Source organism: Pseudoalteromonas byunsanensis (assembly GCF_001854475.1).
Classification (GTDB): domain Bacteria; phylum Pseudomonadota; class Gammaproteobacteria; order Enterobacterales; family Alteromonadaceae; genus Pseudoalteromonas; species Pseudoalteromonas byunsanensis.
The window spans coordinates 36,949-51,020 of the sequence record NZ_MNAN01000011.1; the positions used below are offsets into that span (position 1 = coordinate 36,949).

Here is a 14,072-nt window from a genome sequence, read left to right on the forward strand (position 1 = left end):
ATTATCTATTAAAAGAATATAAACAAACCAAGAATAAGACCCAACCCTAATAAAGGCACAGCGACGGTAAGCATTGCCAACGGCCAATATGCTGCTTGGTGCGTTTCTTTACAAATCGCTCTAACCGTGGTCACAACATAACCGTTGTGAGGCAAAGTATCGATGGCACCCGAGCTAATAGCAACAACGCGATGAAGCTCTGAGTTGTTCACACCTAGGTCAATATAATGTGGTGCAACTAATGGTAAAGCGATGGCCTGTCCCCCCGAAGCTGAACCTGTTAAACCCGCGATGACACTGACCGCTATCGCCGCGCCAAGCAATTCATTACCAGGGATTTGCGTCATTAACGCCACCGCTTCATTAAATGCGGGAGTAACTTTTGCAACAGCGCCAAACCCAACCACCGCCGCAGTATTACCAATGGCCACCAATGCCCCCGTAGTCCCTAGGTTGATAGCTTGCTGCAAATTTACAAAATGCTTGTAGTTGCAAATCAATATGCTCAACACGCCACCCAACAACGCGACAATGAGTGCACTTTGTTGCAAAGCCTCATGCAAGGTGAATGAGAGTGCTAGCACGACAACCAGAGGAATAAGTCCAGTGATAGGGTGTGGCAAGTTCCGCTTTAATTCAATCGGGTCATCATCACGAGCCTCAAACACTTCGCCATTTGACTGCGCTTTTCTTATCATGCGCATTAATAAGAAATAACCCAATACTGCCATGAAAATGGCCACTATCAAGCTCTCTTGCCAAGCCGCATAAGGTGAAGTTCCCAAATATTTGATTGGGATCCAGTTTTGGATTTCCGGTGAACCCGCTGAGGTCATAGTAAAAGTAACGGAACCAAATGCCAACGTGGCAGGAATAAATCGCCGTGGTAGGTTGGCGTCTTTGAATAAGCTCAATGCCATGGGAAACACTGAAAAAGCCACAATGAACACGCTTACACCGCCATAAGTGAGCAGCGCACAGGCCAAAACGACGGCAAGCACCGCATACTTCATACCCAGCTTAGATACTATATAATGGGCGATTGCATCCGCTGACCCCGTATCTTCCATAAACTTGCCAAACAACGACCCCAGCAAAAACATGAAAAACCAAGCTTGAACAAATCCGCTGAAGCCCGCCATGTAACTACTGATAAATGCGGGTTGTTCAACGACTGGAAATACCGCTATTTGGCTGGTAAGCGCCACTAGCAACGCACACAAAGGAGCTGAAATAAACAAGTTAACACCTCTTAGCGTTAGAGCTATCAATAATGCCAACGCGCCGATGAGACCAACCATGCTAAGCATACAATTACCTTATAGTTATTATTTGTATTTGCGTATTTGTTATACTGCAAAACCTTCCTGAGATCGAATCCTCTGTGATAAAAAAGTCGCACAAACGCTAGGAACTCATGGCTACTTGTAAGAGTTGATTGCCTGAGCAACTCTAATCCGTTCATCCCCTACACTAACATCATCGCGATGAAACCTAATGCACACGGTATTTGAAGGCATAAGATTGGTGTTACTGTACGTTGAATTGTGCACTTCCTAGCCAACAAAGCACCATTCAAACCTATCATTCACCTTTAATTTACATAATAACCCACAAAAGAAGCTCAAATAAAAATGAAAATTAATCTCAACTAGGTGTTGACACCTCCGAAGATCTAATTGATAATCAATCTCAACAAGGAGAGGTTGACGGCTCACCTTGTTAGATAACTCATATTGTTTCTCGACCCTGAAACAAACGTGTGGCGCACGCTAACAGCCATAGGTTGAGTGTGTTTGTAGCAACGCCCCTTGATACAGCCACCTTCAACCGACTCACTATTTTACTTGCTACATTGCTCATATCGGTGACGGTAGATATGACATTAAAAAGCCCCTTGTGGGCTTTTTTTATTTCTATAACCGATACATACTTACAAAAAAATTGTAAATGAAAATTATTTTCAAATAGTGCTTGATCAACTATCAAATCTAAATGATAATCAATATCAACAATAGCGAGTAATCGCAACTTTGTTACTCTAATTGTTTTAAGACCCTTAGTTCGTTTGGCATACGTAAACTGCTCGGTATGGAAAGGAGGCAAACACAGTGCTCACTCGTCCATACACTCACAAATTTTACTTGCTACATTGCTCATATCGGTGACGGTAGATATGAAAATTAAAAAGCCCCTTGTGGGCTTTTTTTATTTTTCGTACGGTGTAATCAGCTGTAATCGACTATAAAATCAACACCCTGTACCATAAGTAATACTTCAGCGTGAAATATAATAATTCTAATGACCCATGCTCGACGCCGCTGCAACCTAATTTTGACACTATTGCTGCTGGCGGGATTTACTTTTACCAGTTGGTTTAGCTTTTATATGGCACACAATTCGCTTAGCGAAGGCATTGTGGATGATGCTTTGCCGTTGACTAGCCATTTGATAAGCACTGATCTACAAAAACAATTACAAGCCCCTATTTATGTTGCACAGAGCATGGCACAGAACCATTTCATCCATTTATGGCTCAATGACAGCGATGCCAGTGACGATCAACTCTTTATTTTCCTAGATAAAACCAAACAGTTATTTCAAAGTCAGACAAGCTTTTTGGTCGACCATAAAACGCTCACTTACTACCATTACGATGGCCGCACTCACAAATTAGATTTAAATAGTCAAGAAACACTTTGGTACCAACAAGCAATTGCGCCATCTCACAGAGACTATCTTCTTAATGTAGATGTTACACCTCAAGATAACTTTACAGCCATCGTGTATGTGAATCACAAAATTGTGCTCAATGACGAATTACTCGGAGTTGCTGGTGTCGGCATTCAGCTATATGACTTACAAACACTCATCAACCAATACCAAGCCCAGTATCATCGTAAGGTCTACTTTTCTGATCACCAAGGACGCCTGTTATTCTACAATCAATCTTTGCTCCCCAACCGCACCTTGAAGTCTGAATTTGACTCTCATCACAGCGCTATAGCCAAACAAGAAAACTATAAATTTTCAGTTAAACAAAACGGTGTGCAGCGCCTAATAAATAGTCGTTACATTCCTGAATTAGGCTGGCACCTGTTAGTCGAACAAGAGTTCACCACGCAAACGACATTAACAGATGCGCTGATAGCAAATTTGTTACTTGGTGTGGTGATAACGTTGTGCATTTTGGCAATAGCACAATTGACCTTTAATCAGTATCAATCTCGTCTGGAGGCCATTGCTCTTACCGATAAACTTTGTAATGTATTAAACCGACAAGCATTTGAACCTCAGCTACAAAAACACATTTATCGAGCCAAACTGGGCCGAGTACCTTTGAGCTTATTGCTGCTAGATATTGATCACTTCAAACAAGTCAATGACCAGCATGGTCACTTGGTTGGCGATAGGGTGTTGAAGCACTTTGCACAGCTATGTCAATCGGTAGCACATAACAGCGATATTATATGTCGTTGGGGCGGTGAGGAATTTATGATCTTAATGCCCAACTCTTATCTAAATCATGCCCAGCAACTGAGTGAAAAATTAAGAGAAAAACTTGCAGCATGTAAGTGTGAAGTAGCCATTACCATCAGTGTCGGCGTCGCTCAGTATCAACCTCAAGAAAGTGAGGATGAATTTATCAAACGTGCAGATGATGCATTATATCGGGCAAAAAATCAGGGACGAGATAGAGTCGAGTTGGCTGCTTAAGAAAGCAGCCTGTTTCGTTTGCAACTTTAACGACGATTTTTTCGCGCACGAGCTCTTCTTTGCTTCTTTTCTTCCTCTTTGGCCGCTTTTTTCGCTTCCGCCTCGGCTCTTAATTGCGCCACCATCACTTCTTCATCTTCACGCATTTGTGGCGTTTCCATAGTGATGCGGCCAATGATTGCATCGCGCAATTCATTGATTAAGATTTCAGACATCTTGTGCGTATCAATTTGATTTCCTCCGCGAATACAACCACGTTTTTTACCTGCGATTTCAATAAACTCCCAATCCTGCTCAGGTAATTCATCCAGCTTATAACGCGCCTTTAATAACTCGGGATAAGCATGTATTAAATATTCTGCGGTATAACTGGCCACTTCTTCATAATCAATGGCGGTATCTCTAATGGCGCCTGTTGCTGCTAAGCGATAGCCTGAATTTTCATTTTCTACTTTTGGCCACAACATGCCCGGCGTGTCGTACAACATAATGCCATCATCTAACTTAATGCGTTGTTGTGCTTTTGTCACAGCAGGTTCGTTGCCTGTTTTAGCCACAATTCGGCCTGCCAAAATATTGATAAGCGTTGATTTGCCAACGTTGGGGATCCCCATGATCATGGCTTTAAGCTGCTTGTCCGCTCCAGTTTTATGTGGCGCAAGCTTTTTACACAACTCGTTTATTTTGTGGACCTCAGCAGCTTTATCGTGACCAAAAGCAATGGCCTTCACACCACTTTCTTGCTCAAAATACTCCATCCACTGCTCTGTTAAAGACGGATCGGCTAAATCAGCTTTGTTTAATATTTTGATGACCGGTTTATCACCACGAAGGGCAGATACCATCGGGTTTTCACTGCTGTAAGGAATGCGTGCATCCAGCACTTCAATAATTACGTCCATCTGCGGCATGATTTCTTTAATCTCGTTACGAGCCTTGTTCATATGCCCTGGGAACCACTGGATGGCCATCGTTTTCTCCTACAGGTAAAATCAAAACGTCATTTTACCTAGGTAATCACAAAATTACCTTAATAGAGCGTAAAATTTTATCTTTTTACCGTTAATAACACCGCTTACCAGCATAACTCCAGTATACTGCGCCCATCATTTTTCTCTGGCGCATTCATATGGCATTAAAGTCAACTATTATAAAAACACAGCTATCACTCAGTGATATGGATAGACACATTTACCAAACCTGTTCTTTGACGGTTGCACAACATCCATCAGAAAACGAACAGCGGCTAATGGTCAGGCTACTTGCGTATGCGCTGCAATACCAAGAGCAACTCGAGTTCACTAAAGGCCTATGTGCCGATGATGAGCCTGAAATTTGGGTTAAAAACTACAGTGATGAAATTGAATTATGGGTTGATTTGGGTTTACCTGATGAGAAACGTGTGAAAAAAGCCTGTAATCGAGCTAAACAAGTTGTGCTTTACACATATGGCGAAAATACACAAACGCTATGGTGGCAAAAAAATCAGGCTAAGCTCAGTGGTTTTGACAATTTATCCGTGATCAGCTTACCTTATCTTGCAACGCAACAATTGGCAGATATGGCAGCTCGTTCAATTTCCTTGACTATAACGGTGCAAGACAAAGAAATATGGGTCAGCGACGAACAGCGCAGCGTGCACCTAGTACCGGAGCAACTAAAGTAGGAGTCAAAATGGCGATAAAGCGTGTTGTAGTCTTACACGGTTTGTATATGTCTGGTTTTGTAATGCAGCCCTTGTGCTCAAGATTAACTAATCAAGGGTTTGAAATACTCAACCTCAGTTATAACACCCTAACGCCAAACAAAAACTCAATCTTTACTGCCATTGACGATTTTATCGAAGATCACCCCGCCGCTTTGGTCTGCCATTCTATGGGCGGTTTAGTTGCCCGAGCCTATTTGGAGAATAATTCACTCCCAAGCCAGTGTGTGAGCAAAGTGATAACACTTGGCACACCACACAAAGGCAGCACCATTGCAAAACACATGCATGACAAAGGGTTGAACATGTTGCTCAAAGACAGCATTGAGTTTTTGCTCAGTGACAACCATGACTGGCCGTTCAAAGCTAAGTTATACAGTATCGCTGGCGACTTACCCATTGGCCTTATGCCATTGCTAAAAAAGGGCAGTCGCTCAGACGGCACGGTTCTACTAGAGGAGACCAAACTCAAAGGTATGGAAGAACATAAAGTGTTTCATTTAAGCCATACCAGTATGATTTACTCTCGTCAGGTAACTGAGTATATCCTACAACTTCTTAATCAGGACGATCTCGAGCAGCCAGATTAATGGTCTCCATTTTGCGCAACTTTGTATGCAACCCAGGCGATAATACCTGTTATCAGAGGAATCGGTGCCGCAATGTAGCCAAACGCATCAGAGTTAGCAAAGCTTGCTCCCGCAAGATGACCAATCAAGCCTATCAAAAATGCAACTAAAGCGATTACAACGACAATGATCTCTGACTTATGTTGTGATTTAGTTTTACCTTGCATAATTACTCTCCTTCAATAATAACCTTGTATCTTTCCAGTCCATTATGCGCCCATAGACAGAGTGATTTTTGACCTAAATCAAACCAAAGTAGGTGCAATTTTAACCGTAAACGCCTCTTATGCTTCAGATCAATTTTTCAGCGTTTCACTCTGTGAATAGTAAAAACTTGGCAAGCTTTATTCCCACACTAATACCAAATAATGAGTTTTTGATCTCGGGGTAGAAAAATCACGTATAACCCACATATAAAATATTATTCGCACATTTATTTTACTTTGATTTATTTTTTCGATTGATTGCATAGATTTTAGTCGATGGGAATTTGAGCGACTTTCACCCATACTAGTGAACATCAAAACAAGGAGCTTAATATGAATACAACGAACTCAATTGGTTTAGACAATCAAAAAAGCCAATCACTGGTAACGTCATTAAATACACTGCTGAGTAGCTATCAGATCCAATATATGAACGCGCGTGGCTTTCACTGGAACATCAAAGGCCGTAACTTCTTTGAGCTGCATCTTAAGTTTGAAGAGATCTATAACCTGCTTTTAGAAAAAGTAGATGAAATCGCAGAGCGAATACTCACTATAGAAGGAAAGCCATTACATGCTTTTTCTGACTATTTGGAGAGCAGTAAGATAGCTGAAGCAAAAAACATCAGTGATGGAGCCGACGCACTAAACAACCTGTTAAGTGGTTACAAAGTCTTGATAGCCATGCAGCGTGATATTTTAGAGCAAGCGGGCGATGCACAAGACGAAGGAACCGCAGCACTAATGAGCGATTACATCAAAGAGCAAGAAAAGTTAGTCTGGATGCTTAAAGCCTATCTCAACTAAGCGTTGTATATTATCTTTATGGTGGGGCTGTTGGCTTACAAGTTCTGCCATGTTGGCATAAAAGTTAATGCTCGTTGTGGTTCCTTGCCATAACTGAGCCAAAGCGTGGCGGGCAAGTGCATTTGCCCCCACGTAATCTACGTGCTTCAGACCACGCTGCGTAACACCAGAAAAATACTCGCGGGTATCTTCCATGCTATCAGCAGTGCTCATTTCAAACTCACTCATATCAACAACCGCATATAGTATGCTTTGTGCAGGAAATTGATTTGCATATGCGCGCAAGTGCTCTTGGAAAGCAAGGACACCTTCTTTGTTAAATGCTCCCTTTAGACCCATATAAGCATAGGGTGGTTGCATATAAACACGCCAAAGACCATGAGCTAAAAACATCTAAAACACCTTACCGATTAGAGCGCTACTTCGAAGATAACAAGCCTATGAAAAACGTCATTTCCAGAGCTTTATCCTGCAAACTTTTGAAGCGTCCAGATGCTCCCCCATGACCTGCATCCATATCCGTTTTGAACAATAACAAATTATCATCCGTTTTTACTTCTCGCAACTTGGCAACCCACTTCATTGGCTCCCAATATTGGACCTGTGAGTCATATAAACCGGTTGTCACCAGAATGTGCGGATAGTCCTGCTGTCTAAGATTATCATACGGAGAATAGTTCAAAATAGTTTGGTAAGCGGTTTTATCGTTTGGGTTACCCCATTCATCATATTCATTGGTTGTCAGTGGAATAGACTCATCCAACATGGTGGTCAACACATCTAAAAATGGCACGTGGCAGCCCACTCCCAAATACAACTGTGGCGCCTGATTAACAATCGCTCCCATTAACAAACCACCTGCACTGCCACCAGAAGCAAATACCTTGTTTTTATCAGCATAGCCCTGTTCAACCAAGCTCTTTGTCACATCAACAAAATCATTAAAGGTATTTTGCTTGTGCGCTTTTTTCCCCTGTTCATACCATGGTCTTCCCAGCATCTCTGAGCCACGAATGTGCGCAATGGCATACACAAACCCCCGGTCAAGAAGTGACAAGGTAGCGCTAGAAAAGCTCGGATCGATTGTAATACCATAAGCACCATAACCATATTGCAGCAATGGGTTGGTGCCATCTTTATGAAACTTTTCTTTATGATATACCAGCGATACAGGAACTTGTGCTCCATCTCTGGCTGTCACAAACAACCTTTTAGAGGCATAGTTACTCGCATCAAAACCGCCCAACACCTGCTGTTGCTTACGGAGGATTTTGCGGCCAGTTTTTAAATCACAATCATACACCGAGCTTGGTGTGGTTAGGCTGGAATAATGAATTCTGACGGTACTGGCACTCGATTCAGGGTTATAGCCAACCCCCGCATAAAAACATTCGTCATCAAAGCTTAGGTGGTAACTTTCTCCGTCATAATTGTGTACAACAAAACGGATCTGCCCAAGCTCTCTTTCGGTAATGACGAAATGGCTATCGAATAACTCCAACCCTTCTATCAAAATATGTTCGCGATGCGCTATCAGTTCCTGCCACTTTGATATGTCACCAATGGTTGCCTCACTTGCTTTAAGAAGGCGAAAATTTTTAGCTTGATGATTGGATAAAATATAATAACTTCCAGCGTGTTTATCGATGCCAAACTCATGACCTTCGGTACGGGGAAACAACCTTTTGAACTCACCCTGGGGTTCATTTGCATCTAATACCATTACATCGCTGGTTTCAGTCGCAGCAAGATGGATATAGATCTCACTCTCATCACGGCTTTTACCCAATTCCATGTAAAACTGCCGATCTTGCTCTTCATACACCAAGATATCATCGCTTTGTGGTGTACCTAGTAGATGACGATAAACTTGATAGCCCAGTAAAGTTTGCGAGTCTTTTTTTACGTAAAAGACAGTTTTGTTATCGTTTGCCCAAACTAACTGTCCCTCAGTGTTTTCCAACACATCCGTTAAATATTGATTATTAGTGAGGTCTTTGAAGCGTATTGAGTATATGCGTCGTCCATCGATATCTTCACTGTAGGCAAGTATGTTGTCATTGGGACTGATGTTAATTTCGCCGATATCGTAATACCCATAGTCACGGGCAAGTTCATTAACATTCAGCAACAAGGTTTTATCACTGAGCTGTTCATCTGTGGCACGAAAATGACTGGCATATTCATCATCACCCTGTACATCACTCACATACCAGTAGGCGCCATCTTTCACAGGTACCGAACTGTCATCTTTAACAATGCGACCCTTTAGCTCCTCGAACAATGCATCCTGTAGTGATTGGTGAGCCGACATATGATGCTCGGTAAACTCATTTTCTTGTTTAAGATGCGCAATGACCTGAGCATCTTGTCTGTTGTCATCTCGCATCCAATAGTAATTATCGATACGAGTATGTCCATGATGCGTCATACTGTGTGGGATTTTTTTTGCAATGGGTGCAGACACTTTATCAGTCACTACGCTGTTCCTATTTTCTTTTTTGTGAAGTCTAACATAACTTTTATTAGCTTGGCGGGAATGTAAACACGTAAAAAAGGGCCAATTGTTACAATTGGCCCTTTTGAAATCACCTTACTTAATTAGGCATACGTTGATCTCTTCGAGCAGTCAGAACCTGTTTCAACGATTTAAACAAAGCTCTAAATACCGCTCTAACATCCGTCATAATAATGTACAGACAAGGCACCAGTAACAAGGTGATCAAGGTTGCGAAAATAACTGCAAACCCGAGTGATACAGCCATAGGGATCACAAACATTGCCTGTAAGCTGGTCTCAAACATGATGGGCAAAACACCAGCAAAGGTCGTAATAGATGTTAAAGTGATCGCCCTAAAACGTGCACAACCTGCATTGATCACCGCCTCTTTAAGCGGCATGCCTTGTTTTCGCGCTTGGTTCACAAAGTCCGTCATTACTAACGAGTCATTGATTACCACGCCGGCTGCAGCAATGATCCCATATGTTGACATCATGCTCAGGTCTAGCCCGAAGAATAGATGCCCCCAGATAGCGCCCACCAAACTGAATGGGATCACAGACATCACAATCAAAGGTTGTGCATAACTTTTCAGCGGGATGGCCAAGAGTATGTACACAATCAACATACCAACAATGAAAAATACCAGTTGCTCATTAGCCTGAGCCTGCTGCTCTTCAACCGAGCCACCCAGTTTAGTTTTAACTGAAGGAAATGCCTTTAACAACTCAGGTAAAATGTCATTATCAATACGCTTGGTCACGGCGTTAGGCTCAACGACTTCCTCATCAATGTTGCCATAAACATAAACGGTACGATAACCTTCTTCACGGCGGATATAGCTGATCCCCGGCTTTTCAACGAGCTCAACGATATCACCTAGCATCACATCTTTACCTTCAGCTGTGGTGATCACGGTATGTTTCAACGATGAGAAAGCTTCACGAGTCAGTTTTGGATAACGTACCATCACGCGCACTTCTTCACCATTGCGGATAACACGCTGTGCTTCTCCACCGTAAAAACTTGCCCCGACCTGCGAACCAATGTTTTGCAAATCTAACCCTAGGTCATACGCAACAGGTTTGAGTATCAGTTGAATTTCCTTGCTGGCAGGGTCGATGGTCGAGCTGATATCGAAAAGCCCTTTTTCATCTTGCAACATACGAATTAGCTGTCTGCCCGCCGCGTTTAAGGTCTCAATGTCGGAGCCGTAAAGCAGATAACCAAAATCACCATCTCCTCCGATGTTTATAACTTCTTCCTCAATAAGGATCGATTTCACACCGGCTATTTCAGGCATTTTCTCACGCCAACGACGGGTTAATTCAAAGGTATTAAATGGTCTGAGCGGCTCATCGACTAAAGGTGCTAACACTCGACCTTCGGTACGACCCTCATTCATCACCATGACATCACGCACCATTTTTTGACCGTATTCTTGCTCTATTTCTTTATCTACAGACAAGATCAACGCTTCTAGTTGGCGAATTGCGGAAATAGTTTGTTCATCCGATGCATTGTCATTCATGGTTAAATTTATTGCTGGAAAATCATGCGGTATTTTGGGCACAAATAACGTGCGCACATTACCACTGGTGATAAGCGTAATACTCATGATAAACATGCCAACAAAGGCAAACAGTACCGTCCATCGCCACTGTACACAATGGGTTATAAATCGTTTATAAGGCCCGTTAACAAAACCAAAAAAGCGCTTATTGAAACGAACTCGCCAACTGTTTTCTGGCATCGGATCAAATTTCGTGTGCGCAATATGGGCTGGCAGGATTAGTTTTGATTCAATTAAACTAAACGCCAGACACAGTAAAACAACACCCGCGATTGACACAAAGTTAGAACTGTCTGGCCCACTTGAAAACATCAGTGGCACAAAGACTGCCATCGTGGTTAAAACCCCAAATGTCGCAGGAGTTGCAACACGTTTAGCGCCACGCACTACACTTTCAACACCCGGTCCGTTCTTTTCAATTTCTGTATAGGCACTCTCGCCTATCACTATGGCATCATCGACCACTATCCCCAGTACCATGATAAACGAAAAGAGTGAGACCACGTTGACCGTAATATCAAGCAGCGGCATCGTCATTATGGCACCTAAAAAACAAATAGGTAGGCCAACCATAACCCACAACGCTAACTTAAAACGTAAGAAGATGGAAAGCATGATGGCGACCAAAATAGCCCCTTGAAAAAGATTACTCTTCATCATATCAAGGCGACCATTGAGGTAGTAGGTCATGTCAACAAGAGGATCAATTTGCACCCCTGCCGGCAATTGTTCATTTTTATGCGCTATGTAGTCTTTAACCGTCTCCGCGATTGGGATCATGTTTTGTTCTTTCGTTGCCTTGACCGCAATATACACAGCATTGTTACCATTGAGTTTGAAATACCGCTCACCCTCGGTAAAGGCATCCTTGATCACGGCCACATCTTTGAGTAACAACTTGGCGCCATTTTCTCCTACCTTTACAGGAAGTTGACGGAACTGGTCTCCATTGTAAGACTGGTTTTCAACGCGCACGGAAATAATCCCCGCATCAGTGCGCAACTGACCGGCAGATAAATTCGTTGAATAACCACGGATCGCCTGCGTCACATCGCTTATAGTGAGGTTGTATTGACGCAACATATCAGGGTCAATCTCAATGGCAATTTCATCCAAAGGAACACTCACCTCTACCAGAGACACGTTGCTCAACTGCAACAATTCGTCTTCTATATTTTTGGCTATAGGTTTTAAGTCCGTCAACGGTAAATCCGCTGAAACAGTCATGCCTATAACATCTTGACGAAATTCCCTCTGGCTGACCGTTAACGGCTCCATCGCAGCTGGAAACGTGGCAATACCGTCAACTCTGAGTTTTACTTTATCCATCACATCGGCAAGCTCAACATCGGGGTCTATCTCTAATGTTGCACTACCGCCATTACGAAATGCTCGATAAACTCCCTCTTCTATCTCGGTAACATCTTTGAGCGCTTCTTCTATTTTGATCAGGATACTTTCTTCTATCTCCTGCGGTGATGCTCCTGGGTAATTAGCTTGTATATTAATGTAGTTTAATTCTACATTCGGAAACATCTGTCTCTGAATGGAAAAATAAGAGGCAATACCAACGATGATAATGAACCACATCAACAGGTTAGCTGCGACAGAGTTATTAGCAAAGTAGGCTATCACGCCTGTTTGTTTTTCGTGCTGTTGTGTACTCATTACTGACCCCAGCCTTTACAAGGTTTGCTTTGACGCTTTCGCATCAGATGAATCAGCACCAGCAACTTTGACTGCCATACCCTTTTGCGGATACTCAGGTACAGTCGTTACAATGCGTTCATTGCCATTTAGGCCAACATTGACATAGAAGTATTCGCCTTCTTCTCGAATGACTTGAACCTTACGCGGCTCTAACTTGTTTTCATCATTTAATAACCAAACCGTTTGGTTGTTCACTAAATCCTGCGGCAGCTTGTATATACGACTTAGCGTTTTGCCCGCAAATTCCACTTGTACAAACGCACCAAATTTCAGTGCGGGTTGCTTTGACTCCAGCCCATAAGGGTCATCAATTCTAACAACCAAATTCACCATTCTAGTTTGCGTATCCACTACGCCTAAATCTCTATCAATTACAGCTTGGCGAGTAAAACCGTTCAATCCACTTTGCGTCACAGTGGCTGGTATACCTTCAATACGTTCAGGTAAGAAAGCACTGTCGAACCCTGCAATGGGGATCACAACCTCTGCAGCCTCAATATTGTTAACTTGAGCAACAGGTGTGCCTACGCTCACAAACTGACCTAAACCAATACTACGGGAAACGACCAGTGCATCGTAGGGGGCTACAACTTCACAGTTATCTAAATCTCGCTGCGCACGTTTTAGTCCCGCTTCCGCAGATTTAACCGCCGCTTTGGCACTCATTAACTGAGGTTTACGTAAAAATAAGTCAGTATGCTTTTTACTCGGAAAACGTCTCGCTTCATCGGCGGCGACCTCAGCCAACGCTTGCTCCTCAATTAATGCTGCTTGAGCACGAGATAGCTCAGCCTCAGCTTGCAGCAATGCGGCTTCATAATTATCTTTTTCTACACGCATTAATACATCGCCACGCGCAATGACACCACCTGGAATAAAGTTCGGATGCCAATACGTTACTTCACCAGACACCTGAACGGATAGGTTGGTTTGCTCATACGGCTTTACTTCACCATAACTATTAATGATGACTTGATGATCCAACGCTGATATCGACTCCACTTCGACCACGGGTCTGCTGTCAACGGGTTCCTTTTCTTTTGGATCTGCTGCCACTGCATTAATACCCCACGCTCCTAGACCGCCGAGAGTTAACACTGCAAAAGGTAGAATCCACCTCATTATGTTCGTTTTCATGACTGCACCTTGTGTAATTTTCCTACATCTATCATAACAAGTTTATGGCTGAGAAAAACGTGACATTTGTAAGTTTCTATTACATATT

Annotated in this window: 11 protein-coding genes; 4 read left to right on the top strand and 7 right to left on the bottom strand. The window is 42.7% G+C overall.

Annotated elements, in window-relative coordinates:
- Nucleotides 1-8: 8 nt before the first annotated feature.
- A complete protein-coding gene (locus tag BIW53_RS01840) occupies nucleotides 9-1,310 on the bottom strand; it encodes a GntP family permease (protein WP_070990080.1) in 1,302 nt (433 codons plus the stop codon).
- A 1,078-nt stretch (nucleotides 1,311-2,388) separates the two neighbouring features.
- Between BIW53_RS01840 and BIW53_RS01850 the strand changes: the two genes are divergently transcribed.
- Nucleotides 2,389-3,717 carry a sensor domain-containing diguanylate cyclase gene (locus BIW53_RS01850; RefSeq protein WP_245699329.1) on the top strand — a complete coding sequence of 443 codons (1,329 nt, stop codon included), beginning with the start codon at nucleotides 2,389-2,391 and terminating at the stop codon, nucleotides 3,715-3,717.
- A gap of 26 nt (nucleotides 3,718-3,743) precedes the next feature.
- Here BIW53_RS01850 and ylqF read toward each other — a convergent pair whose 3' ends face one another.
- The gene (ylqF, locus tag BIW53_RS01855; RefSeq protein ID WP_070990086.1) at nucleotides 3,744-4,688 is read right to left on the bottom strand and encodes a ribosome biogenesis GTPase YlqF; all 945 of its coding nucleotides are present in this window, start codon (nucleotides 4,686-4,688) and stop codon (nucleotides 3,744-3,746) included.
- Between the two features lie 158 nt (nucleotides 4,689-4,846).
- Here ylqF and BIW53_RS01860 point away from each other — a divergent pair, with 158 nt between their 5' ends.
- On the top strand, nucleotides 4,847-5,383 hold the full coding sequence (locus BIW53_RS01860; protein WP_070990088.1) for a YaeQ family protein: 537 nt from the start codon (nucleotides 4,847-4,849) through the stop codon (nucleotides 5,381-5,383).
- Between the two features lie 8 nt (nucleotides 5,384-5,391).
- On the top strand, nucleotides 5,392-6,012 hold the full coding sequence (locus BIW53_RS01865; protein ID WP_070990089.1) for a PGAP1-like alpha/beta domain-containing protein: 621 nt from the start codon (nucleotides 5,392-5,394) through the stop codon (nucleotides 6,010-6,012).
- Here the strand turns inward: BIW53_RS01865 and BIW53_RS01870 are convergent.
- Entirely contained in the window at nucleotides 6,009-6,218 is a 210-nt protein-coding gene (locus BIW53_RS01870; protein WP_070990091.1) for a hypothetical protein, read from the bottom strand. The two genes, BIW53_RS01865 and BIW53_RS01870, sit on opposite strands and share 4 nt — an antisense overlap.
- A gap of 372 nt (nucleotides 6,219-6,590) precedes the next feature.
- Here BIW53_RS01870 and BIW53_RS01875 point away from each other — a divergent pair, with 372 nt between their 5' ends.
- Complete coding sequence (locus BIW53_RS01875; protein WP_070990092.1) at nucleotides 6,591-7,064, top strand: Dps family protein; 474 nt, start codon at nucleotides 6,591-6,593, stop codon at nucleotides 7,062-7,064.
- Here the strand turns inward: BIW53_RS01875 and BIW53_RS01880 are convergent.
- The 4 genes from BIW53_RS01880 to BIW53_RS01895 form a co-directional block, all read right to left on the bottom strand.
- On the bottom strand, nucleotides 7,032-7,457 hold the full coding sequence (locus tag BIW53_RS01880; RefSeq protein WP_070990094.1) for a hypothetical protein: 426 nt from the start codon (nucleotides 7,455-7,457) through the stop codon (nucleotides 7,032-7,034). The genes BIW53_RS01875 and BIW53_RS01880 overlap by 33 nt on opposite strands.
- Before the next feature lie 25 nt (nucleotides 7,458-7,482).
- Complete coding sequence (locus BIW53_RS01885; RefSeq protein WP_070990096.1) at nucleotides 7,483-9,543, bottom strand: S9 family peptidase; 2,061 nt, start codon at nucleotides 9,541-9,543, stop codon at nucleotides 7,483-7,485.
- 118 nt (nucleotides 9,544-9,661) lie between these two features.
- Entirely contained in the window at nucleotides 9,662-12,805 is a 3,144-nt protein-coding gene (locus BIW53_RS01890; RefSeq protein WP_070990098.1) for an efflux RND transporter permease subunit, read from the bottom strand.
- Between the two features lie 15 nt (nucleotides 12,806-12,820).
- Nucleotides 12,821-13,984, bottom strand: coding sequence for an efflux RND transporter periplasmic adaptor subunit (locus tag BIW53_RS01895; RefSeq protein ID WP_070990100.1), 1,164 nt, complete (start codon nucleotides 13,982-13,984; stop codon nucleotides 12,821-12,823).
- Between the last annotated feature and the right edge of the window lie 88 nt (nucleotides 13,985-14,072).